The sequence below is a fragment of the Methylobacterium durans genome (assembly GCF_003173715.1).
Taxonomy (GTDB): Bacteria; Pseudomonadota; Alphaproteobacteria; order Rhizobiales; family Beijerinckiaceae; genus Methylobacterium; species Methylobacterium durans.
In genome coordinates, this window is record NZ_CP029550.1 from 5,676,127 (window position 1) to 5,698,313 (window position 22,187).

General features: G+C 71.7%; 19 protein-coding genes and 1 pseudogene. 16 read left to right on the forward strand and 4 right to left on the reverse strand.

The window, feature by feature from the left end:
• Position 1: 1 nt before the first annotated feature.
• Positions 2-1,468, forward strand: coding sequence for a nitrogen regulation protein NR(I) (ntrC, locus tag DK389_RS26430; protein WP_109894173.1), 1,467 nt, complete (start codon positions 2-4; stop codon positions 1,466-1,468).
• 30 nt (positions 1,469-1,498) lie between these two features.
• Here ntrC and DK389_RS26435 read toward each other — a convergent pair whose 3' ends face one another.
• A complete protein-coding gene (locus tag DK389_RS26435; RefSeq protein ID WP_109894175.1) occupies positions 1,499-2,077 on the reverse strand; it encodes a PAS domain-containing protein in 579 nt (192 codons plus the stop codon).
• Between the two features lie 497 nt (positions 2,078-2,574).
• On the opposite strand from DK389_RS26435, the gene DK389_RS26440 reads away from it, so the two are divergent.
• The 14 genes and pseudogenes from DK389_RS26440 to otnI all read left to right on the forward strand — a co-directional run bounded on the left by DK389_RS26440 (position 2,575) and on the right by otnI (position 18,504).
• A complete protein-coding gene (locus tag DK389_RS26440; protein WP_109894177.1) occupies positions 2,575-3,213 on the forward strand; it encodes a ParA family protein in 639 nt (212 codons plus the stop codon).
• The gene (locus DK389_RS26445) at positions 3,197-3,553 is read left to right on the forward strand and encodes a ribbon-helix-helix domain-containing protein (protein ID WP_109894179.1); all 357 of its coding nucleotides are present in this window, start codon (positions 3,197-3,199) and stop codon (positions 3,551-3,553) included. The genes DK389_RS26440 and DK389_RS26445 overlap by 17 nt, the downstream gene beginning before the upstream one ends.
• Before the next feature lie 445 nt (positions 3,554-3,998).
• Positions 3,999-5,246, forward strand: coding sequence for a septal ring lytic transglycosylase RlpA family protein (locus DK389_RS26450; protein WP_109894181.1), 1,248 nt, complete (start codon positions 3,999-4,001; stop codon positions 5,244-5,246).
• A gap of 113 nt (positions 5,247-5,359) precedes the next feature.
• On the forward strand, positions 5,360-6,556 hold the full coding sequence (locus tag DK389_RS26455; RefSeq protein ID WP_109894183.1) for a D-alanyl-D-alanine carboxypeptidase family protein: 1,197 nt from the start codon (positions 5,360-5,362) through the stop codon (positions 6,554-6,556).
• Positions 6,557-6,602: 46 nt separating this feature from the next.
• Positions 6,603-7,276: pseudogene (tmk, locus tag DK389_RS26460) on the forward strand (dTMP kinase).
• Complete coding sequence (locus tag DK389_RS26465; RefSeq protein WP_109894185.1) at positions 7,266-8,327, forward strand: DNA polymerase III subunit delta'; 1,062 nt, start codon at positions 7,266-7,268, stop codon at positions 8,325-8,327. Before tmk ends, DK389_RS26465 begins: the two are co-directional and overlap by 11 nt.
• Positions 8,328-8,414: 87 nt before the next feature.
• Complete coding sequence (gene metG / locus DK389_RS26470; protein ID WP_109894187.1) at positions 8,415-9,986, forward strand: methionine--tRNA ligase; 1,572 nt, start codon at positions 8,415-8,417, stop codon at positions 9,984-9,986.
• 59 nt (positions 9,987-10,045) lie between these two features.
• Positions 10,046-10,828, forward strand: a complete 783-nt coding sequence (locus tag DK389_RS26475; RefSeq protein ID WP_109894189.1) for a TatD family hydrolase — start codon at positions 10,046-10,048, stop codon at positions 10,826-10,828.
• A 43-nt stretch (positions 10,829-10,871) separates the two neighbouring features.
• Complete coding sequence (locus tag DK389_RS26480) at positions 10,872-11,675, forward strand: MBL fold metallo-hydrolase (protein WP_109894191.1); 804 nt, start codon at positions 10,872-10,874, stop codon at positions 11,673-11,675.
• 229 nt (positions 11,676-11,904) lie between these two features.
• Positions 11,905-14,280 carry a sensor histidine kinase NtrY-like gene (locus DK389_RS26485; protein ID WP_109894193.1) on the forward strand — a complete coding sequence of 792 codons (2,376 nt, stop codon included), beginning with the start codon at positions 11,905-11,907 and terminating at the stop codon, positions 14,278-14,280.
• Positions 14,277-15,647 carry a nitrogen assimilation response regulator NtrX gene (gene ntrX, locus DK389_RS26490; RefSeq protein WP_109894195.1) on the forward strand — a complete coding sequence of 457 codons (1,371 nt, stop codon included), beginning with the start codon at positions 14,277-14,279 and terminating at the stop codon, positions 15,645-15,647. Before DK389_RS26485 ends, ntrX begins: the two co-directional genes overlap by 4 nt.
• 229 nt (positions 15,648-15,876) lie before the next feature.
• A complete protein-coding gene (gene hfq / locus DK389_RS26495) occupies positions 15,877-16,128 on the forward strand; it encodes an RNA chaperone Hfq (protein WP_007563033.1) in 252 nt (83 codons plus the stop codon).
• A gap of 137 nt (positions 16,129-16,265) precedes the next feature.
• Positions 16,266-17,687, forward strand: coding sequence for a GTPase HflX (hflX, locus tag DK389_RS26500; RefSeq protein ID WP_109894197.1), 1,422 nt, complete (start codon positions 16,266-16,268; stop codon positions 17,685-17,687).
• A 13-nt stretch (positions 17,688-17,700) separates the two neighbouring features.
• A complete protein-coding gene (gene otnI / locus DK389_RS26505; protein ID WP_109894199.1) occupies positions 17,701-18,504 on the forward strand; it encodes a 2-oxo-tetronate isomerase in 804 nt (267 codons plus the stop codon).
• 53 nt (positions 18,505-18,557) lie between these two features.
• On the opposite strand, the gene DK389_RS26510 is transcribed toward otnI, so the two are convergent.
• The 3 genes from DK389_RS26510 to DK389_RS26520 all read right to left on the reverse strand — a co-directional run bounded on the left by DK389_RS26510 (position 18,558) and on the right by DK389_RS26520 (position 21,325).
• The gene (locus tag DK389_RS26510) at positions 18,558-20,120 is read right to left on the reverse strand and encodes a SulP family inorganic anion transporter (protein ID WP_418291976.1); all 1,563 of its coding nucleotides are present in this window, start codon (positions 20,118-20,120) and stop codon (positions 18,558-18,560) included.
• Positions 20,117-20,824, reverse strand: coding sequence for a carbonic anhydrase (locus DK389_RS26515; protein ID WP_109894203.1), 708 nt, complete (start codon positions 20,822-20,824; stop codon positions 20,117-20,119). The genes DK389_RS26510 and DK389_RS26515 overlap by 4 nt, the downstream gene beginning before the upstream one ends.
• 216 nt (positions 20,825-21,040) lie before the next feature.
• Positions 21,041-21,325, reverse strand: a complete 285-nt coding sequence (locus DK389_RS26520) for a hypothetical protein (RefSeq protein ID WP_236960369.1) — start codon at positions 21,323-21,325, stop codon at positions 21,041-21,043.
• 347 nt (positions 21,326-21,672) lie between these two features.
• Between DK389_RS26520 and DK389_RS26525 the strand changes: the two genes are divergently transcribed.
• Positions 21,673-22,173: a cupin domain-containing protein gene (locus tag DK389_RS26525; RefSeq protein ID WP_109894205.1), complete on the forward strand. Its 501-nt coding sequence runs from the start codon at positions 21,673-21,675 to the stop codon at positions 22,171-22,173.
• Positions 22,174-22,187: the final 14 nt, after the last annotated feature.

Sequence of the window (22,187 nt, forward strand, 5' to 3'; positions counted from 1 at the left end):
CATGCCGAACGGCCATATCATCGTCGCGGACGACGACGCTGCCATCCGCACCGTCCTCAATCAGGCCCTGTCGCGGGCGGGCTACGAGGTGCGAACGACGGGCAATTGCGCGACCCTCTGGCGCTGGGTCGCGCAGGGCGAGGGCGACCTCGTTATCACCGACGTGGTGATGCCCGACGAGAACGTGTTCGACCTCCTGCCCCGCATCAAGCGGGTGCGGCCCGAACTGCCGATCATCGTGATGAGCGCGCAGAACACGTTCATGACCGCGATCCGCGCCTCGGAGCGGGGCGCCTACGAGTACCTGCCGAAGCCCTTCGACCTGAAGGAGCTGATCGCGATCGTCGGCCGCGCCCTCTCCCGTCCCCGCGGGGCGGCGCCGGCGGGCTCGGGTCCCGAGAACGAGGACATCCCGCTCGTGGGCCGCTCACCCGCCATGCAGGAGATCTACCGGGCGCTGGCGCGCCTGATGCCGACCGACCTCACGGTGATGATCACGGGCGAATCCGGCACCGGCAAGGAGCTGGTGGCCCGTGCGCTCCACGATTACGGGCGCCGCCGCACCGGCCCGTTCGTGCCGGTCAACATGGCGGCGATCCCGCGCGACCTCATCGAATCCGAGCTGTTCGGCCATGAGAAGGGCGCCTTCACGGGCGCGCTCTCGCGCTCGGCTGGCCGTTTCGAGCAGGCCGAGGGCGGCACCCTCTTCCTCGACGAGATCGGCGACATGCCGATGGAGGCGCAGACCCGCCTCCTGCGCGTCCTGCAGCAGGGCGAGTACACCACCGTCGGCGGGCGCGTGCCGATCAAGACCAACGTCCGCATCATCGCGGCGACGAACAAGGATCTGCGGGTCTCGATCCAGCAGGGCATCTTCCGCGAGGACCTGTTCTTCCGGCTCAACGTGGTGCCGCTGCGCCTGCCGGCGCTCCGCGAACGCTCGGAGGACGTGCCGGACCTCGTGCGGCACTTCTTCGTCCTCGTCGAGCGCGAGGGCCTGACCCGCAAGACGCTCGATGCCGACGCCATGGAGCGGCTCAAGCGCTACCGCTGGCCCGGCAACGTGCGCGAGCTCGAGAACCTCGTGCGGCGGCTCGCCGCCCTCTACCCGCAGGAGACGATCACCGGCCCCGTGATCGAGGCCGAACTCGACACGCTGCCGCTGGCCCAGCCCACCGCGGCGCCGGTCGGCCAGTCCGGACGCAAGGGGTCGGGGGAGGGCGAGACGCTGTCCGGCGCCGTCGAGCGGCACCTGTCGGAGTATTTTTCCGGCTATCGGGACACCCTGCCGCCGCCGGGCCTCTACCACCGCATCCTGCGCGAGATCGAGGGCCCCCTGATCGGGGCGGCGCTGGCGGCGACCCGGGGCAACCAGATCCGCGCCGCGGAGCTTCTGGGCGTCAACCGCAACACCCTGCGCAAGAAGGTGCGCGACCTCGACCTGCAGGTGTTCCGCCCCGCCCGCTGAGCGCGGACCGGCCCGCCCCGCAGGCGGTCCTCAGTGCCGGTTCTCGTCGGTCGGGTCGCGCAGGTAGCGGGCGAGCTCGAAGCCGATCTCGATCATCAGCCCGTCGACCATCTTGGCGAGCATCGGGCGCTGCAGCGCGCCCGCGAGGCCGCGCAGGGCGATCACGTGTTCGGCCATGCGATTCACGAGACGCTCGGTGTGCTGCAGGTTCGCGGCGCGGTTCTCCGTGAGGTCGATGGCGATGCCGCAGCCCCGCGCGGCGCGGCCCGAGGCGTCGCGATCGATCCGACCGCGCATCAGCAGGCTGCGCACGCCGCTGCGCGCGTCGAGGGCGCGGAATTCCGCCTCGAAGGGGCCGCCCGCCTCGCCGGAGGCGTGGAGATGGTTCTCGACCCGGACCCGGTCCTCCGGATGGGTGCGCTCCAGGAAGGCGGCGAGGGGAACGCCCTTGGCCGCCGCGTCCGGATCGATCCCGAGCAGGCGCGCGAAGGCGGCGGAGAACGCGAGCCGACCGCTCCAGTGGTCGTGCTCCCAGGCGCCAACGACCCCGGAGGCGTCGAGCGCCGCCTGCAGATCGCCGGTCCCCGGTAGCGTCAGGGCTTCACCCATGCCTGTCCTTGAGCCGGTCCGTCTCGCGCTCCGGCTGCCGTTCTGCCGCGCGAAATTAACTTGAGGTTTAAAGACCGATCTATCGAAGGGCCGTCAGATCGAGATCTAGGGTACGGCCGCCGCTGTGGAAAGGGCAATATTTCGTGGCATCGGAATTGTGACAACCTGAGATTATATTTGTCCGCTCGCGCGTCCGGCGCCGCGTCGTTCCCCGATCCGATGCGTCCGACGCCCCGGTGCAGGGCGCCCGCGTCCCGCCCTCCGCACGACGCGGCGGAGAGATGGCTTAACGTCCCGTTAACCATGATCGGCCAAACCGGGATCATCGCATCCTTGGGTCACAGGACGAATCGGCCTCTCCGCCCGCCGGAGAACGTCGAACCGAACCGCCGGTCCCGCCTCGACAACGGGAAGGCCGCGCGGAGCCACGTCCGTTTTGTAACCTAAAGTTGCTAAACCTTTCGCAGATCCGGGTTTCGGTTGCAGAGGACGTCAGGATGAAAGCCATCACCTTCGTCACGCAGAAGGGAGGCAGCGGCAAGAGCACGCTCTGCATCTCGCTCGCCGTCGCCGCTCAGGAGGCCGGCCACTCGGTCTGCATCCTGGAGATGGACCGGCAGGCCACGATCAGCGACTGGCTCGACCATCGCACGGCGGAGGGGCCCGAGGTCGCCCAGATCGACGCCACGCAGATCGAGGCCGTGATGGCGCAGCTGCGCGAGTCGGCCTACGATTTCGTCTTCATCGACACGCCGGGCGTCGACTCGACGGGCACCCTCTCGGCGATCCGCGCGGCCGACCTCTGCATCATCCCCTGCCGGCCGACGCCCGCGGACCTGCGCGCCTTCAAGCCGACGCTCGCCGCCGTCTACCGGCTGGAGAAGAAATTCGCCTTCGTGCTGAATCAGACGCCGCCCCGCTCCTACCGCATCCGCGACGCCGCCGACGGCCTCGCCGTGCTCGGCGTGCTGCCCGACGTGAACATCGTCGCCCGCACCGACCATCAGGACGCGATCGGCGTCGGCCAGGGGGTGACCGAGTTCAACCCGAAGGGTCAGGCGGCCACCGAGGTGCGCCGGCTCTGGACCTGGATCGAGCGGCGGACGCAGGGGGCCAAGCATGTCAAAGCCGCCTAAGCTGAACCTCGCCTCGATCGTCGCCGCCGCGGCCCCCCCGCCGAAACTCGCGCCCGTGAAGCCCGCGCCGATCCCGGCGCTCGCCCCGGTCCCGCAGAGTGCGGAGATCGTCCAGCTCGACGTCGCGCCGGCCCCGGCCCGCCGCCCGAGCGCCACGCTGAAGGAACGGGCGCGCCAGATGTCGGTCTATCTCGAGCCGCCGGTCTACGACCAGCTGCGCGACCTCGCCTACGCCGAGCGCACCAAGATGCACGCGCTGATGCTGGAGGCCCTCGACCTGCTGTTCAAGCAGCGTGGAGCCCGCTCGATCGAGCAGCTGAACGAGAATCCGCCGCGCTGACGGCGCGGGCCTGAGCGGCCCTCCCAAGTCTCGGGCCCGTCCGGGACTTGCCCATTAAGGGCGAGACCCACACGCCAAAGAGTCGTTTTACGCTTACGCCTCAGTAGTTTGCTCTGACATCCTCATGCGCTGCAGGAGCCGGTCGGGCGCGCTCCCCGAGATCCTGGGTATGAAGCGCGGCGGCGCGTCATCCGCCCGCTGATGAAGCTTCGTTCATTGATATTCTTCAAGGACTTGCTTGGCGCCGTTCAACCGACGCGTCAACGATGATCCGCGCGCCCGTTCGGCTGGCGGCCGCCCCGTTCAGCCTTCCTTTACGTCGCCTCGACAATCCTCGGGGTCGCCCCCACCGGCCTCCGGTCGGGGCGAGGTCCGCCCGTATCGCTCACCGCGCCGGGCCGGGCCGGGCGCGTGGCGTGACGCGGTGAGACCCGAGTGGTTGGTGATGGTGCGTTCGACGAAGGCCGGGACGGCGGGGATCGCCGCGTTCCCGCTCCGCCGGATCCTCGCGGTCTCGGCGATCGCGCTGGCCACCGCCAATTGCAGCAACAACCCGCAGAAGCTCGCAGCCACCGCGCCCGGCAACGGGATCGATCCGAAATACGGCGTCAAGGCGAGCCCGCGCCTCTACAACGAGGGCGACGTGATCCCGAAGGGCGGCGGGCGCCGCTTCTCGGGCAAGCCCTACGTGGTGGCCGGGCGCACCTACGTGCCGCGCGAGGACGCCCGCGGTTACGTGCGGGAGGGCCTCGCCTCCTGGTACGGCAGCGCCTTCCACGGGCGCCAGACCGCCAACGGCGAGGTGTTCGACCGCCACTCCATCGCCGCGGCCCACCCGACCCTGCCGCTGCCGAGCTACGCCCGCGTCACCAACACCGCGAACGGCCGCTCGATGATCGTGCGCGTCAACGACCGCGGCCCCTATCACGCCGACCGGGTCATGGACGTCTCGGAAGCCGTGGCCGAATCGCTCGAATTCCACCGGCGCGGCACCACGCGGGTGCGCGTCGAGTATATCGGCAAGGCGTCGGTCGCCGGCAGCGACGACCGCAAGCTGCTGGCGACGTTGCGCACCGACGGCCGCCCGGCCGCGATCGGCGGGCGCAGCCCGGTGATGCTGGCCGATCTCGGCTCCGACGCCGCGGAGGCAGCGCCCGAGCCGGTCCGCGCCCGCGCGCCGCTCGCCTTCAGGCCGCAAGAGGAGCGCCAGCAGGAACGCCAAGTGGAGGAGGCGCCCCGCCCGGTGCTCCGCCCGGCCCCGGTGCTCGTTGCGCGCGCCGCCGCGCCCGTGCCGCCGGCCCTCCAGCCGACCGCGCCCCGCGGCGCCCCCTTCCGGCCCGTGCTCGCCGCGGCCCCGATCCAGGCTCCGCCCGTCCAGCTTGCCGCCGCGAAGGGACGACCCAGCACTTCCGCAGCGCCGGTCCGCCTCGCGGGTGCCGCGCCGCACCCGGCCTCGAAGGGCGGCCCCGTCCAGATGGCGAAAGCCCTCCCGCCGCCCGCGGCCAAGGTGGGCCCAGCCGGCCACGCCGCCTCCGGCCGCCTCGCCGCGAGCCCGATGCCCGCCGCCTCGCGGCTGGCGATGGCCAAGCTCGCCGCCGCCCCGCCGCCGCATCCGCAGGCCAAGCCGAGCCCGGCCTCCGCGCCCGGCAAGGCGCCTGCCCAGCGCCGCTCCCGCCTCGCGGAGGTGAACTGAGCGCGCCTTGCGCGTGTCGCGCGGCGATTGGACGTTCGATTCACGCGGGAAACCGCTGTAAGGTCTCGCTTCCGGCGGGGCAGGGCGCCGGGCGTGCAGGCGAGGGTTGTGGGATGCGTACGACGTCGATCCGGGTGTATCTCGCCGCGGCCTGCCTGCTGCTGGCGCCCGGAACGTACCGGCCCGCGGCCGCGCAGAATTTCCAGACGAGCGCGCCCCACGCCATCCTGATCGACGCGGATTCCGGCTCGACGCTCTTCGAGAAGGCGGCGGACGAGTTGTTCGCCCCGGCCAGCATGGCCAAGCTGATGACCACCGAGATCGTGTTCGGCGCCCTGAAGGAGGGCCGCCTGAACATGGACACCGAGTTCACGGTGACCGAGGACGCGTGGCGGCGCGGCGGGGCGGGCGGCGGCGGCTCCTCGATGTTCGCGCAGGTCAACAGCCGCATCAAGCTGTCGGACCTCCTGCGCGGCCTCATCGTCCAGTCCGGCAACGACGCGGCCATCACGATCGCCGAGAACATGGCCGGCACGGAGGGCGCTTTCGCCGGCATGATGAACGCTCGCGCCAAGGAACTCGGCCTGACGCGCTCGACCTTCCGCAACGCGACCGGCTACTCGGCGCCCGACCAGAAGGTCAGCGCCCGCGACCTCGCGAAGCTCTCGCTGCACATCATCGAGACCTATCCGGATCTTTACAAGATCTTTGCCGAGCGCGAATTCACCTGGAACAAGATCAAGCAGCAGAACCGCAACCCGTTGCTCGCCCTCGACATCGGCGCGGACGGGCTGAAGACCGGCTATCTCGAGGAATCCGGCTACGGCCTCACCGGCTCGGCGGTGCAGAACAACCAGCGCCTCGTCATGGTGGTGAGCGGCCTCAAGACCGCCCGCGACCGGGCCGCCGAGTCCCGCAAGCTGATGGAATGGGGCTTCCGCGCCTTCGAGCCGCGCCAGATCTTCACGGCCGGCGAGACGGTGGCCGAGGCCTCCGTCTACGGCGGCGAGAAGGGCAGCGTGCCCCTCGTGGCGAAGAAGCCCGTGCGGCTCCTGCTCCCGCGGGGCTCGGGCGAGCGCGTCACGGCGAAGGTGGTCTATCAGGGACCGCTCTCCGCGCCCGTGGAGCAGGGCCGGGAGATCGGCCGCCTGCGGGTCATGCGCGGAGACACCCTCGCCCTCGACCAGCCCCTCTACGCGGGCGAGGCGGTCGGCTCCGGCACGATCCCGCAGCGGGCTCTCGACGCCGCGCTCGAGGTCGGCACCGGCCTGTTCCGGCGCGCCTTCAGCAAGGCCGGCAACCCGTCGTGACGGCGCGCCCGGCGCCTCCCGGGCCGCCTCGCCGCCCGGCCGCTTCATCACCTTCGAGGGCGGGGAGGGGGCGGGCAAGTCGACCCAGCTCGGCCGCCTCGCCCGGACGCTGCGCGAGGCGGCGGGCCGCCATGTGGTGACGACCCGCGAGCCCGGCGGCACGGAGCGGGCCGAGGCGATCCGCGCGGCGCTCCTCTCCGGAACCGCCAAGCCCTACGGGCCCTTCGCCGAGGCGCTGCTCTTCGCGGCGGCGCGGATCGACCATCTCGACCGCCTGATCCGCCCGGCGCTGCGGAACGGCGAGATCGTGCTCTGCGACCGCTTCGCGGACTCGACCCGCGCCTACCAGGGCGCGGCGGGGGGCGTCGAGGCGGGGACGCTGCTGGCGCTGGAGCGCGTGGCTGTTGGGAGCACGCGGCCCGACCTGACCCTCATCCTCGACCTCCCCCGGAGGCCGGCCTCGCCCGGGCGCGGGCGCGGGCCGCAGCGGGGGAGGCGCCCGACCGCTTCGAGGCGGAGGCGCTCGCCTTCCACACCCGCCTGCGCGAGGGATTCCTGGCCATCGCCGCGGCCGAGCCGGAGCGCTGCGCCGTGATCGACGGCGCGCAGGCTCCCGAGGCGGTCGAGGCCGCGATCCGCGCCGCAGTCTCAGCCCGCCTGCCGGGCCTGCTGCCGGAGGCGCCCGCGTCAGGCCGGGAGGGGCGCGACGATGCCGCCTGAGCGCCCCGACGACGACGTCGAGGCGGGCGACCTCGCCGACGTGCCGCGCCCGCGGGAGTGCACGCGCCTGGTCGGCCACGCGGCGGCCGAGGCCGCCTTCGCCGGGGCGATCGCTTCGGGCCGCCTGCACCACGCCTGGCTGATCGGCGGCGCGCAGGGCATTGGCAAGGCGACGCTCGCCTACCGGGTCGCCCGCTCCCTTCTCGCCAACCCGGAGCCGGGCGCGGGGCCGGCGAGCCTCGACGTCGACCCCGCGCACCCGGTCGCCCGCAAGGTGGCCGCACTCTCGCATCCGAACCTCGTCGCCCTGCGCCGCCACCGGCAGCCGGGTGCGAAGGCATTGCCGACGAAGATCGGCGTCGATGCCGCGCGCAGGGCCCTCGACCTGTTCGGCTCGACCGCCGGCAACGCGGGCTACCGGATCTGCATCGTCGACAGCGCCGAGGACCTCAACGCCAACAGCGCCAACGCTCTCCTCAAGATGGTCGAGGAGCCGCCGCCGCGTTCGCTCTTCCTCATCGTCAGCCACGCGCCGGGGCGCCTCCTGCCGACGATCCGCTCCCGCTGCCGGGCGCTCAGCCTGCGCCCTCTCTCCGAGGCGCAGGTGACGGAGGTCGTCGCGGGATTCCCCGGCCCCTTCCGCGCCCCCAGTCCGGAGGCGCTCGCCCGCGCGGCCGCGCTCGCGGAGGGCTCGGTCGCCCGCGCGGTCCAGATGCTCGACCCGGCCACCGCCGGCCTCGTCGCCGAGGTCGAGGCCCTGCTGGCGGGGATCGAGCGGCCGGATTGGCGCCGCATCCTGGCGCTCGCCGAGACGCTCGCGGGCCGCGAGGCCGAGCCCCTGTTCGAGGCGAGCCTCGACACCGTGTTCCGCTTCGTCTCGTCCGAGCTCGACCGGCGCCGGGCGGAGCCGCCCGCTCGCCTTGCGGCCCTGGTCGAGGTGTGTGACAAGACCGCCCGCGCCGCCCGGGAGGCCGCGACCTTCAACCTCGACCGCCGGCCCCTCGTCCTCTCCCTGTTCGGGGACCTCGCGGGCGCGGTGCGGGCGGCCTAGCCGACCTGCGCGCGATCTCCGATCCTGTGATCCCGGCGTCCCGGGATCGGGGGAGACCATGAACCGCCTATCCGGGGAACCTTCGACGTGACGGCCCAACCGCCGGCCAAGGGCCGCTTCAGCCTCACCACCGCGATCTCCTACCCGAACGGCGCGCCGCATATCGGCCACGCCTACGAGGTGATCGCGACCGACGCCATCGCCCGCTTCCACCGGCTCGACGGCTACGAGGTGCTGTTCTCCACCGGCACCGACGAGCACGGCCTGAAGATCCAGCAGACGGCCGCCCGCCAGGGCACGACGCCGCGCGCCCTGGTCGACGCCATGTCGGAGAAGTTCCGGCACATGGCCGAGGCCCTGAATTGCAGCCACGACCGCTTCATCCGCACCACCGAGCCCGACCACTACGCCGCCGCGCAGGCGATCTGGGCCCGCATGCGGGACAACGGCGACATCTACCTGTCGAAGTACATCGGCTGGTACTCGGTGCGCGACGAGGCGTGGTACGGCGAGGACGAGACGGAACTCGGCCCCGACGGGATCCGCCGCGCCAAGGCGACCCAGACGCCCGTCGAGTGGACCGAGGAGGAGAATTACCTGTTCCGCCTCTCGGCCTATGCCGACAGGCTCCTCGCGCTCTATGAGAACCAGCCCGACTTCATCGGCCCCGAGACGCGCCGCAACGAGGTGGCGAGCTTCGTGCGCCAGGGCCTGAAGGACCTCTCGGTCAGCCGCACCACCTTCGATTGGGGCGTGCCGGTGCCGGATGCGCCGGGCCACGTCATGTACGTCTGGGTCGACGCGCTGACGAACTACCTCACGGTCTGCGGCTTCCCCGACGAGGCCGACCTGCGCTGGCGCAACTGGCCGGTCGACCTCCACGTCATCGGCAAGGACATCGTCCGCTTCCATGCGGTCTACTGGCCGGCCTTCCTGATGTCGGCGGGGCTGCCGCTCCCCAAGCGCGTCTTCGGCCACGGCTTCCTGCTCTCGAAGGGCGAGAAGATGTCGAAGTCGCTCGGCAACGTCGTCGACCCGATGGACCTGATCGCGACCTACGGCGTCGACCAGCTCCGCTACTTCGTGCTGCGCGAGGTCCCCTTCGGCGGCGACGGCAATTACAGCCACGAGGCGATCATCGGGCGCATCAACGCGGACCTCGCCAACGACCTCGGCAACCTCGCCCAGCGCTCGCTCTCGATGCTCGCCAAGAATTGCGAGGGCCGGGTGCCGCAGCCCGGCCCCCTCACGGAGGCCGACCGGGCGCTCATCGCCGCCGCCGACGCGCTGCCGGGGAGAGCGCGCGCCGCGATGGCCGACCTTGCGCTGCACAATGTGCTCGCCGACATCTGGACGGTGGTGGGCGACGCCAACCGCTACTTCGCGGCCGAGGAGCCCTGGAAGCTCCGCAAGACCGATCCGGAACGGATGGGCACGGTGCTCTACGTCACGGCCGAGACCCTTCGGGCGGTCGGCATCCTGGTCCAGCCCTTCGTACCGACAGCGGGCGCGGCGCTCCTCGACCTCCTCGGCCTCTCGCCCGAGGCGCGGATGCTGGGGCATGTCGGCGCGGAAAACCGCCTCGCGCCCGGCGCGAGCCTGCCCGCGCCGGCCCCGATCTTCCCTCGCTTCGTCGAGCCGGACGCGCCGGCCGCCTGAGGCGGACGTTTCCCTCCTCTCCTTGCGGGGAGAAGAGGGCCCACACAGACCTGACAGCCATGCTGATCGACAGCCACTGCCATCTCGACTTCCCGGATTTTGCCGCCGACATCGCGGGCGTCGTCGCTCGCGCCGAGGCTGCGGGCGTGTCGCGGATGCTCACGATCTCGACCCGCGTGGCCAAGGCCGACACCTACCGGGCCATCGCGGAGGCGCACGGGGCCGTCTGGTACACGGTGGGCACCCACCCGCACGGGGCAGGCGAGGAGCCGGACGTCCCGGCCGAGGCGATCGCGGCGCTGACCGATCATCCCCGCTGCATCGGCATCGGCGAGGCCGGCTTCGACTACCATTACGCGGACGCGGCGCCGGAGGCCGTGCAGGAGCGGGTGCTGCGCGCCCATATCGAGGCCGCCCGGGCGAGCGCGCTCCCTCTGGTTATCCATTCCCGCGACGCCGACGCCCATATGGAGGCCGTGCTGACGGACGAGATGCGCAAGCGCCCCTTCACGGGCGTGCTGCACTGCTTCTCCTCCGGCCGGCGCCTCGCGGAAGCCGGCGTCGAACTCGGACTCTTCGTCTCCTTCTCCGGCATCGTCACCTTCCGGCGTTCGCACGAGCTGCGCGACATCGCCCGGGCGGTGCCCCGCGACCGCATCCTCGTCGAGACCGATGCGCCCTTCTTGGCGCCCGAGCCGCACCGGGGCCGGACGAACGAGCCGGCCTACACGGCCGACACCGCCCGCTCGCTGGCCGCGACCCTCGACATCCCCTTCGAGGACTTCGCGCGGGCGAGCACGGACAATTTCCACCGCCTGTTCACGAAGGCCGAGAGGGCATGACAGGGGCGGGTGCGGTCGGCTACCAACCGGGCGGGAGGTCCGGATGGCGACGCTGACCCTGCGCATCCTCGGCTGCGGCTCGTCCGGCGGCGTGCCCCGGGTCGGCTACGGCTGGGGCGCCTGCGACCCCGCCGAGCCGAGGAACCGCCGCCGCCGCTGCTCGCTGCTCGCCGAGCGCCGGGACGGGGAGGGGGCGACGACGCTCCTCGTCGACACCGCGCCGGACCTGCGCGAGCAGCTCATCGACGCGGAGGTGAGCCGCCTCGATGCGATCCTGTTCACCCACGCCCACGCCGACCACACCCACGGCATCGACGACGTCCGCCCCCTGGTGATCCACATGCGGCGGCGCATCCCCGTCTACGCCGACGCGACGACGCGGCGCCTCCTCGAGATCCGCTTCGGCTACTGCTTCGAGACACCGCCCGGCAGCGCCTACCCGCCGATTCTCGACCTGAACGACCTCGCGGAGGGCGAGCGGCTGACGATCGACGGGCCCGGCGGTCCGCTCTCCGCGCTGCCCTTCGGGATGGAACACGGCAACGAGGCGGCGCTCGGCTTCCGCTTCGGCCCGGCGGCCTACGCGCCCGACGTCAGCCTGATGCCCGAGGCGAGCAAGGCGCATCTGCGCGGCCTCGACCTCCTCATCATCGACGCGCTCCGCGATACGCCCCACCCGACTCATTACTCGGTCTCTGATGCCCTCGCCCTGATCGAGGAGGTGGCGCCGCGCCGCGCCATCCTGACGAACCTGCACACCGACCTCGACTACGCGCCCCTCGCCCGCCGGCTGCCGCCGGGCGTCGTCCCGGCCCATGACGGGCTCACCGCGACGGTGGATCTGTGAGAGGACGGTTCGTGCGGTTCCCGACCGACGGCATGGGAACCGCGCGGCTCTCGGCGGCGGTCTCCGGATGAGACTGGGCGGAGGACCGGGAAACCCGCGTCCCGGCTGAATTTCTGCCGGGATCCTCCCCTCCCGGGATCCCGGGATCCTGCAATCCCCGGTCGCAAATGCCGCCGGAACGCCCCGATTCGTATTAATTTCGCCACACTGTTGTGGCCTTGCATCAGGCATGCCGTTTCTGCGACGCTCCCGCACCTCGGGTGCCCCTCATCAGGGCGCCGACGTGACCGGCGCTCCCTCCGAGGGAGCGGGCCCGGCCGAGGGCCATGGCGGGGTCGCCGACGCCATGCGGCCCGGCCCCCGCGGGCCGGGCTGGATCGGGGCCGCCATCGTCGCTCTCGCCCTCGTCTCGGCCATCGCCACCTTCCTGATCCTGGCGGGCGTCATCCGCGTCACCCCGACTCCGACGATCGGCGTGACGCTGCTGGCCATCAACGTCGCCCTCGTCCTCGGCCTCGTCATCATCATCGCCTGGGAAGCCCGCGTCTTCCTGCAGGCGCGGAGGGCGAACGCGGCGGTGGCGCGGCTGCACACCCGCATCGTCGGGCTGTTCAGCCTGATCGCGATCCTGCCGACGATCCTGCTCGCCGTCGTCGCCTCGGTGACGATCGACCGCGGCCTGTCGCTCGGGTTCACCGACCGGGTCCGCGACGTGGTTCTGAAATCCGTGGAGGTGGCCGACGCCTACCAGGAGAACCAGTGCCAGAGCCTCGCCCGCGAGATCCGCATCCTCGCCGACGACCTCACCCGGGCCCGGCCGAACTTCGACGTGAACCGCGACTGGTTCCAGGGCTTCCTGACCACCCGCGCGACCAATCTCGGGCTGCCCGTCGCGCAGATCATGCGGGGCCCGAGCGAGGTCGTCGCCCGCGCCAAGATCGACATCCTGAAGGAGACGCGCCTGCCCTCGGCCGCGGCCTTCGAGGAGGCGGGCAAGTCGAACGACCCGATCTGCCTGCTGCCGACGGAGGGTCGCGTCTTCGCCGCCCTCCTCAGGATGCCGGCCTACGACGCCGCCGTGCTCCTCGTGCAGCGCGAGGTGACCCAGCTCGCCATCGAGTTCCCCGGCGTCTCGCGGGCGGCGGCGGCCGAGTACCTGACCTACGACGCGCTCAAGCGCTCGATCCAGGTCACCTTCGCCTCGGTCTTCGTGCTGATCGCGCTCATCGCCCTGCTCTCGGCGATCTGGTTCGGACTCAACTTCGCCAACCGCTTCGTCGCCCCGATCCGGCGCCTCATCAACGCCGCCGACCAAGTCGCCTCCGGCAATTTCTATGCGCAGGTGCCGGCCCGCAAATCCGACGGCGACCTCGCCCATCTCGGCGAGAGCTTCAACAAGATGACGCAGGAGCTGCGCCGCCAGCATGCCGGGCTCACCGCGGCGAGCGACCTGATCGACCGCCGCCGCCGCTTCACGGAGGCCGTGCTCTCGGGTGTCTCGCCGGGCGTCATCGGCGTCGATGCGGGCGGCATCGTCACCATCGCCAACCCGGCGGCCGAGCGGATGCTGGGCCTCGCCAGCGACGCTCTCGTCGACGTGCCTCTGACCCAGGCCGTGCCCGAGCTCGGGCCGCTCCTGCCCGAAGGCGAGGGGCGGCAGCGGGCGCTCCAGCAGCAGATCCAGCTCACCCGCGACGGGCGCGAGCGCACGGTGACGGTCCGGATCACCACCGAGCAGGCGCAAGGGGGCGCCCGGGGCTTCGTGGTGACGCTCGACGACATCACCGACCTCGTCTCGGCCCAGCGCACCTCCGCCTGGGCGGACGTGGCGCGCCGCATCGCCCACGAGATCAAGAACCCGCTCACCCCGATCCAGCTCTCCGCCGAGCGTATCCGGCGCAAGTACGGGAAGGTCATCGTCAGCGACCGCGAGGTCTTCGACCAGTGCACGGCCACGATCGTGCGACAGGTCGACGAGATCAAGCGCATGGTCGACGAGTTCTCCTCGTTCGCCCGCATGCCGAAACCCGCGATCGCCGAGCAGGACCTCACAGAGATCGCCAAGCAGAACCTGTTCATGATGCGGGTGGCTCACCCGGACCTCGACTTCACCTTCTCGGCCCGCGGGCTCGACGGGGCGGAGCGGGTCACAGCGGCTTTCGACATCCGCCTGCTGTCGCAGGCGCTGACGAACATCCTCAAGAACGCCGTCGAGGCGGTGGCCGCGGTGCCGGAGGCCGAGCTTGGCAAGGGCCACGTCGACCTCGCGCTCGCCGTCGAGGAGGAGTTCGCGGTGATCGAGGTCACCGACAACGGCAAGGGCTTCCCCGCCGAAGGCCGCCAGCGCCTCCTCGAGCCCTACATGACGACCCGCGAGGGCGGGACGGGGCTGGGCCTCGCCATCGTCAGCAAGGTGCTCGAGGAGCACGGCGGCGGGATCGAGCTCAACGACAATCCCGCCGGCCGGGGGGGACGCGTGCGCCTGCGGGTGCCGTGCGCCCTCGCGGCGGACGCGGCGCCCGAGACGCGCGCGAAGATCATCGAGACGGGCGCCGCACGGACGGCCCCTCAGGTCGCGGAGAAGATGCCGGAGATGCAGCCATGAGCGCCGATATCCTGATCGTCGACGACGAGGCCGACATCCGCGACCTCGTCGCGGGGATCCTGGACGACGAGGGGCACCGCACCCGCACCGCGGGCGGCTCCGACGAGGCGCTCGCCGCCATCGAGGCCCGCCGTCCCCACCTCGTCTTCCTCGACATCTGGCTGCAGGGCTCGCGCCTCGACGGGCTACAGGTGCTCGACCTGATCAAGGCCGGCCATCCGGACCTGCCGGTGGTGATGATCTCGGGCCACGGCAACATCGAGACCGCGGTCGCGGCCATCAAGTCGGGCGCCTACGACTTCATCGAGAAGCCGTTCAAGGCCGACCGGCTGATCCTGGTCGCTGAGCGGGCGCTGGAGGCTTCCCGCCTCAAGCGCGAGGTCAAGGACCTCAAGGCCCGCTCCGGCCAGGCGAGCCGGCTCGTCGGCGCCTCGGTTGCCATCAACCAGCTCCGCCAGACCGTCGAGCGCGTGGCGCCGACGAATGCCCGCGTCATGATCTCGGGCGCGCCGGGCTCCGGCAAGGAACTCTCCGCGCGCACGCTCCACGCCGCCTCGGGCCGCGCCAACGGGCCGTTCGTCGTCATCAACGCGGCGACGATCACGCCCGAGAACATGGAGGCGGAGCTCTTCGGGGTCGAGGGCGGCGAGGGCCGGGTACGCCGCGTCGGCGCGCTGGAGGAGGCCCATGGCGGCTCCCTCTACATCGACGAGGTCGCCGACATGCCCCGCGAGACCCAGAACCGCATCCTTCGGGTCCTGGTCGATCAGAACTTCCAGCGGGTCGGCGGCACCACACGGGTCCACGTGGATGTCCGCATCGTCTCGTCCTCCTCGCGCGATCTCGCCGAGGAGATCGCGGGCGGCCGCTTCCGGGAGGACCTGTTCCACCGCCTCTCGGTGGTGCCGATCCGGGTGCCCTCGCTCTCGGAGCGGCGCGAGGACGTACCCGAGCTGATCACGTTCTTCATGGACCAGATCTCGGCCGCCACCGGCCTGCCGCGCCGCCGCATCGCGGAGGACGCGATGGCGGTGCTGCAGTCGCACGACTGGCCCGGCAACGTCAGGCAGCTGCGCAACAACGTCGAGCGGCTGATGATCCTCACCCACACCGACCCGGAGCAGGAGGTCACCTCCGAGATGCTGCCCTCCGAGATCGGGACGCTGGTGCCCACCACCCCGAACGGGGCGGGCGGCGAGAAGCTGATGAGCCTCGCGCTGCGTGAGGCCCGCGAGATCTTCGAACGCGAGTACCTGATCGCACAGATCGCCCGCTTCTCCGGCAACATCTCCCGCACCGCAGAGTTCATCGGCATGGAGCGCTCGGCCCTCCACAGGAAGCTGAAATCCCTCGGGATCGGCCCCTGAGGCCGCGCCGGGCCCCAGGAAACGGCGCGGCGACCCGGCTCCCGCCGCGGCGCTCTCCTTGCATCCGGATCCGGGGACCGGACTCTTGCATACCACACTTGCATCGGGCCGGAATTTGAACACGTAATAGACGCGGCCGTGGGCTCCCGCAGGGGCTCGGCCGCGGCAACGACCGATAATCAGAACCCGTCCCCGTGGCGGGCGCCGGAACAGCGCAAGGATAAGAACAATGGCGGGCGAACGCGCACAGAACCTGCAGGACACCTTTCTCAACCATGTCCGCAAGAACAAGATCCCGCTGACCATCTTCCTCGTCAACGGCGTGAAGCTGCAGGGCGTGGTCACCTGGTTCGACAATTTCTGCGTGCTGCTCCGTCGGGACGGGCACTCGCAGCTCGTCTACAAGCACGCGATCTCGACGATCATGCCCGGCCATCCGGTCCAGCTCTTCGAGCCCGACGAGACCGCCGAGAAGGCGTGAGCCGCGCGGCCCGACACCGCATCCCGATCGACGCGTTTCGCGGCGGGCGGCCCCTTGTCGGCCGCGCGCGGGCTCCCATTGTCCCCTGAAGGGATGATGCGGTGGGCGATGCGGCCTGACGATCCGACGAAGGACCCATGAGCGAGACGCAGACTGCCGGCGAGGCCCGGCTGCAGGCGATGGCCGCCCCCGAGGGCGAGATCGCGGCGGCGACGAAGACCCTCGTGGTCGGCCCCTACCTCACCCGCGCCGCAGGCTTGGCCGCCGGCGCTCCCGACCGGCAGGCCGCGCGCTCGCCGGCCGCGCGCCTCGACGAGGCGGTCGGCCTTGCCGCCGCCATCGACCTCGACGTGGCGCAGGCGACGGGCCTGAGCCTCCAGAAGATCCGGCCCTCGACCTATCTGGGCAAGGGCCGGGTGGAGGAGCTCGCCGGGCTGATCAAGGCCGAGGAGATCGGCCTCGTCGTGATGGATTGCGCGCTCTCGCCGGTGCAGCAGCGCAACCTCGAGAAGGCCTGGGGCGCCAAGGTCATCGACCGCACCGGCCTGATCTTGGAGATTTTCGGGCGGCGCGCCTCGACGCGGGAGGGGCGCCTGCAGGTGGAGCACGCCCACCTCGCCTACCAGAGGAGCCGCCTCGTGCGCTCCTGGACCCACCTCGAGCGCCAGCGCGGCGGCTTCGGCTTCCTCGGCGGCCCCGGCGAGACCCAGATCGAGGCCGACCGGCGCCTGATCCAGGAGCGCATGACCCGCATTGAGCGCGACCTCGACGCGGTCACCCGCACCCGCGGCCTGCACCGGCAGAGCCGGGCCCGGGTGCCGTACCCGATCGTGGCGCTCGTCGGCTACACGAACGCCGGCAAGTCGACGCTCTTCAACACGCTCACCAAGGCTGAGGTGCGGGCGCAGGACATGCTGTTCGCGACCCTCGACCCGACGGCCCGGGCCACCAAGCTCCCCCACGGCGAGACCGTGATCCTGTCGGACACGGTGGGCTTCATCTCCGACCTGCCGACCCCTCTCATCGCCGCCTTCCGGGCGACGCTGGAGGACGTGATCGAGGCCGACATCCTGCTCCACGTGCGGGACGTCTCGCACGGCGACACCGAGGCACAGGCCGAGGACGTCGCCGAGGTGCTGGACGAACTCGGCATCGGCGACCGTGCCGACCGGATCATCGAGGTCTGGAACAAGGCCGACCTCCTCGACGAGGCCGAGCGCACGCGGCTCCTCAACCTCAGCGCCATGGCCCGCGAATCCGGCCGCAACGACCGCGACAGCGCGGCCCCCGTCCTCGTCTCGGCGCTGACGGGGGAGGGGCTTCCCGCCCTGATGAGCCGGATCGAGGCGCGCATCGCCCGAAGCCGCTCCACCTTCGCGGTGATCCTGCCGCCCGAGGACGGCGCCTCCCTGAACTGGCTCTACGAGAACGCCGAGGTGCTCGACCGGCGCACCGTCGACGGGGGCGCGCTGCACCTCGCCGTGCGCATCGCTCCCGAGAAGGAGCCGCGCTTCCTTAACCGCTTCGGGGGCGCCCGCCGTCTCGCGCGGGCCGGCTGAGGCTTCGGGGCCCGTGCCGCGCTTTGCCGCCAATCTCAGCCTGCTCTTCACCGAGCACCCCTTCCTCGACCGTTTCGCGGCGGCCCGCGACGCGGGCTTCCCGGCGGTCGAGTTCCTGTTTCCCTACGAGCATGCGCCGGAGGCGGTGGCGCAGGCGCTGCGCCTGAGCGGGCTCGATCTCGTCCTGTTCAACATGCCCCCAGGCGACTGGGCCGCGGGCGAGCGCGGGCTCGCGGCGCTCCCGGACCGGTTCGAGGCGGTGGCGGCCGGCATCGAGACGGCGCTCGCCTACGCCGCGGCCACCGGCGTGCCGCGCCTCCACCTGATGGCGGGCCTTGCGGACCGCGCGGATCCGGGCGCGCGGGCGGCCTACGACCGCGCCCTGCGCCACGCGGCGGAGCGCCTCTCGGAGCGCGGGCTCGACCTGATGATCGAGCCGATCAACCGGCGCAGCATGCCGGGCTACTTCCTCGACGACCTCGACTGGGCGGCGGAGCGCGTCGCGGCTTTGCGTGCGGACGGCCACGCCAATGTCGGCCTCCAATGCGATCTCTTCCACGCGCAGATCCTGCACGGCGACCTCACGGCACGCCTTGCCCGGCTGATGCCGCTGATCGGCCACGTGCAGGTGGCGAGCGTGCCGGACCGGGCGGAGCCCGGCACCGGAGAACTCAACGACGCTTTCCTGTTCGGCGAGCTCGACCGCCTGGGCTATTCGGGCTTCGTCGGCTGCGAGTACAACCCGCGGGCGGGCACCGAGGCCGGCCTTTCCTGGCTCGCGCCGTACCGGGCGGCGCCGGTGGGGGAGGGGGCGTAGGGCCGAAAGCGCTCTCCTCCCCACATGGGGAGGAGAACCCTGTTACGCCGGCCTCAATCCTTCTGCGGCGCCGCGACCGCGGCGGCGAGCTTGTCCTGCAGGGCACCGGAGCCGCCCACCACCTCGACCCGGGTGCCGGAGGCCGCCTTGCGCGACGCCCAGTCTCCGATCATCTCCAGGCAGGTGTGATCGATGTCCCTGAGGTCGTTGGCGGAAAGCCGCACCGCGCCGCCCGCGGGCGTCCGCTCCAGGGCCGCGTTGAGATGCGGCAGCTGCAGGAAGGTCGCCGCGCCCGACAGGCGCACCTCCGGCACGTCGGCCCGCTCGGACGCCGCCGCATTCTCGATCCGCAGCGTGCCCTTGCGGAGCGCCGGGACCACCTGCAGCAGGCTCAGGACCAGACCCGTGAGCACCCCGGTCAGGAGGTCCATCGTCACCACGAGGACCATCGTGGCGAGCCAGATCCCGACGGTGGCGAGTCCGTAGCGGGCGTGGAGGTGCAGGGCGTGGGCCGGGCTCGCGAGGCGCCAGCCCGTCACCACGAGGATGCCGGCGAGCGCCGCCGTCGGCACGAGCGTGAGGACCCACGGCAGGGCGACGAGGAAGGCCAGGATCCAGGCGCCGTGCAGCACCGTCGAGGCGCGGGTCGCCGCGCCCGCCTGGACGTTCGCCGAGGAGCGCACGATCACCCCCGTCATCGGCAGGCCGCCGACGAGGCCGCACAGGATGTTGCCCGCCCCCTGTGCGCCGAGCTCCCGGTTGTAGGCCGTGCGCGGCCCGTCGTGCATCCGGTCGACCGCCGCGGCCGAGAGCAGGCTCTCGGCGCTGGCGATCACGGCGAGCGTCAGCGCCGCCACGATCATGGTGGGCTCGGCGAGCCGCGCCCAGTCCCCGGCGACGGGCAGCGCGAGCCCGCCGAGGATCGAGTCCGGCACCTCGACGCGCTTGACCGCGAGGCCGCCGAGGACGGCGAGCCCCGTGCCGGCGAGCACGCCGACGAGGGCGCCGGGCAGGAGCTTCAAGCGCGCCGGCCGGAACCGCTCCCAGCCGACCATCGCCGCGATGGTGGTGAGGCCGACCGCCACCGCCGCGAGGCTGCCCGACTGGTCGACGCTCATCACGTCGAAGAAGGCTCGCGGGATCGCGATCAGGTTGTCGAGGCCGCCCGCCTTCGGGGCGGCGTCGGTGAGGACGTGGAGCTGCGCCAGCACGATCAGCACGCCGATGCCCGCGAGCATGCCGTGCACCACGGCCGGCGAGATCGCCCGGAACCAGCCGCCGACGCGGAGCAACCCGCCCGCGATCTGCAGGAGGCCGGCCAGAACGAGGACCGGCCCGAGCATGCCGAGCCCGTGCAGGCGCACGAACTCGAACACGATGACGGCGAGGCCCGCCGCCGGGCCGCTCACCTGGAGCGGCGAGCCGGCGAGCAGGCCCACCACGAGGCCGCCGATGATGCCGGTGATGAGGCCGCGCTCGGGCGGGACGCCCGAGGCGATGGCGATGCCCATGCAGAGGGGCAGGGCGACGAGGAAGACGACGAAGGAGGCGGGCAGGTCCCGCGCGAGGGTCTCGCGCGAGAGGGGGAGGAAGCGCTGCATCGGCCCGGCCCTCATTCCGCCGCCAGCGGCAGGGCGATCTCGGGGGCGGCGACGCGCGGGCTCGGCGCCTGCGCCACCGGCAGGCGCGCCTCGTCGGCCTCCTCCACGGCCACGAAGCGGCCCTTCTCGCCGCAATAGGCCAGCACCGCGCCGGTCTCGATCTCGAAGAACCAGCCGTGCAGGCGCAATTCCCCCTTGGCGAGGCCGGCCGCCACGCTCGGATGCGTGCGCAGGTGGTTCAGCTGCACCACCACGTTCTCCAGCGCCAGCGCCCGGTGATGGTCCCTCGGGTCGAGCCCGGCGGGGTAGGCCTCGCAGACGATCCGGCTCGCCGCGTGGCTGTGGCGGAGCCAAGCCGCGACGTTCGGCATGCCGGCCAGCGCCTCGGGCTTCATCAGCCCCTTCATCGCGCCGCAATCGGAATGGCCGCAGATGACGATGTCGCGGACGCCCAAGGCCACCACGGCGTACTCGATCGCCGAGGAGACGCCGCCGTTCTGCTCCGAGAAGGGCGGCACGATGTTGCCCGCGTTCCGGCAGACGAACAATTCGCCCGGCGCGGCCTGCGTGATGTGCTCGGGCGCCACGCGGGAATCCGCGCAGGCGATGATCAGGGCCTTCGGCTGCTGCCCGTCGCGGACGAGCCGCTCGTAGACGGCCTGCTGGCCCGGGAAGACGGTCCCGCGGAAGTTCGAGATACCCTGGATGATGGTGTCCACGTCGATCCTCTCGTCATGAAGGTCTTGCGGTGACGTGCGGGGTCGGCGGGCGGACAGGCATCCGCCCGGTCCGGGGCCGTCGGGCCCCGGTCGATGACCTCGCAACCGTGATGGCGATCGGTCGCCCCCGGGGCCTTCGAGCGGCGCGGGCCGCTCGACCTCTCGGCGCCCGCGCCGGGCTCGAAGGCCCGTCTCCCTCGGAAAGGGAGGGCAGCCTCAGCGGATCGGCGTCCCGGACAGGCCCGAGGCCCATGTGCCCGCGAGCCCCGCGCGAGCGGGCATCCGGACGCCGGCCTCCTCCGCGAGCATGGGCTGGCCGAGGATCTGGCCGGTGCCGCGGCGCTGCGCGTGGAGCGAGCGCGGATCGTGATAGGGATCGCCGATATAGGAACTCATGAACGCCCCGCCGGCGGCCTGCCGGCTTCCATCGGGTCCGGCCTGCGCCGCGAGCGGCATCGCGAGGGCGGCGGCAAACACGGTCGCAGCCACGAGACGGTTCATGCAATATTCTCCTCATTTGTCCGAGAGATATTTCGCGACGATCCGCGATGTCTCCCGACGAGAAGAAACATAGGCCGCACTTTCGCGAGCCTCTGTGCGCCAAGTTACGGGTATCAGGGCGACGATTTAATCCGACACCGCGCCTGAAGACGTGCTTCACCGTACGAGTTCAAGAATAATATTTCCAGCGGTGCAGGATTATACATCCACCCGCCGAGACGGCTCGAGGCCGGCGGGGATCGGCTCAAGCGGATGTGTCTTTCGGGTGGGTTGACGGCCGGCCTCGGAAGCCCTGCTCTCGCCGCCCCGCGGAGCAACGCGGCGGCATCATCGTGAGGGAACGGATCATGGCGGGAGCGATACGGGCGGCCCTCGCGGCCCTGGCGCTCGCCCTAATCGGGAGCGCGGCGGAGGCCGGGGAGGGGGCTCACGGCGGCATGGTGCTCGTGCCCGGCGAAGCGGCCGTGCGGTGGAGCCCGGCGCCGGCCTCGCTGCCGCAGGGCATCGAGATCAGCGTGATCATGGGCGATCCGGAGAAGCCCGGGCCCTTCACCCTGCGGGTCAGGATCCCGGCCGGCACCCTGATCGCGCCCCACACCCACACGGCGGACGAGAGCGTGACGCTCCTGTCCGGCAGCCTCGCGCACGACACGGGCGACACCGTCGACCGGGCGCGGGGGAAGACGATGGAGCGCGGCGGATTCGTGTTCCTGCCCTTGAACATGGCCCATTCCCTCTGGACCTCTTCGGAGCCGGCGGTCGTTCAGGTCTCGGGCACGGGGCCGTTCGGGCTGACCTACGTCAACCCGGCCGATGACCCGAGGCGCCAGGGAACGCCCGCCCGCTGAGGGGCCGCGCGCCT

What these genes read in the sequence shown, in the direction of transcription:
- ntrC (WP_109894173.1), top strand. Translation starts at nt 2, where the DNA reads ATGCCGAACGGCCATATCATCGTCGCGGACGACGACGCTGCCATCCGC.
- DK389_RS26435 (WP_109894175.1), bottom strand. Translation starts at nt 2,077, where the DNA reads ATGGGTGAAGCCCTGACGCTACCGGGGACCGGCGATCTGCAGGCGGCG.
- DK389_RS26440 (WP_109894177.1), top strand. Translation starts at nt 2,575, where the DNA reads ATGAAAGCCATCACCTTCGTCACGCAGAAGGGAGGCAGCGGCAAGAGC.
- DK389_RS26445 (WP_109894179.1), top strand. Translation starts at nt 3,197, where the DNA reads ATGTCAAAGCCGCCTAAGCTGAACCTCGCCTCGATCGTCGCCGCCGCG.
- DK389_RS26450 (WP_109894181.1), top strand. Translation starts at nt 3,999, where the DNA reads ATGGTGCGTTCGACGAAGGCCGGGACGGCGGGGATCGCCGCGTTCCCG.
- DK389_RS26455 (WP_109894183.1), top strand. Translation starts at nt 5,360, where the DNA reads ATGCGTACGACGTCGATCCGGGTGTATCTCGCCGCGGCCTGCCTGCTG.
- DK389_RS26465 (WP_109894185.1), top strand. Translation starts at nt 7,266, where the DNA reads ATGCCGCCTGAGCGCCCCGACGACGACGTCGAGGCGGGCGACCTCGCC.
- DK389_RS26475 (WP_109894189.1), top strand. Translation starts at nt 10,046, where the DNA reads ATGCTGATCGACAGCCACTGCCATCTCGACTTCCCGGATTTTGCCGCC.
- DK389_RS26480 (WP_109894191.1), top strand. Translation starts at nt 10,872, where the DNA reads ATGGCGACGCTGACCCTGCGCATCCTCGGCTGCGGCTCGTCCGGCGGC.
- DK389_RS26485 (WP_109894193.1), top strand. Translation starts at nt 11,905, where the DNA reads ATGCCGTTTCTGCGACGCTCCCGCACCTCGGGTGCCCCTCATCAGGGC.
- ntrX (WP_109894195.1), top strand. Translation starts at nt 14,277, where the DNA reads ATGAGCGCCGATATCCTGATCGTCGACGACGAGGCCGACATCCGCGAC.
- hfq (WP_007563033.1), top strand. Translation starts at nt 15,877, where the DNA reads ATGGCGGGCGAACGCGCACAGAACCTGCAGGACACCTTTCTCAACCAT.
- hflX (WP_109894197.1), top strand. Translation starts at nt 16,266, where the DNA reads ATGAGCGAGACGCAGACTGCCGGCGAGGCCCGGCTGCAGGCGATGGCC.
- DK389_RS26510 (WP_418291976.1), bottom strand. Translation starts at nt 20,120, where the DNA reads ATGAGGGCCGGGCCGATGCAGCGCTTCCTCCCCCTCTCGCGCGAGACC.
- DK389_RS26520 (WP_236960369.1), bottom strand. Translation starts at nt 21,325, where the DNA reads ATGAACCGTCTCGTGGCTGCGACCGTGTTTGCCGCCGCCCTCGCGATG.
- DK389_RS26525 (WP_109894205.1), top strand. Translation starts at nt 21,673, where the DNA reads ATGGCGGGAGCGATACGGGCGGCCCTCGCGGCCCTGGCGCTCGCCCTA.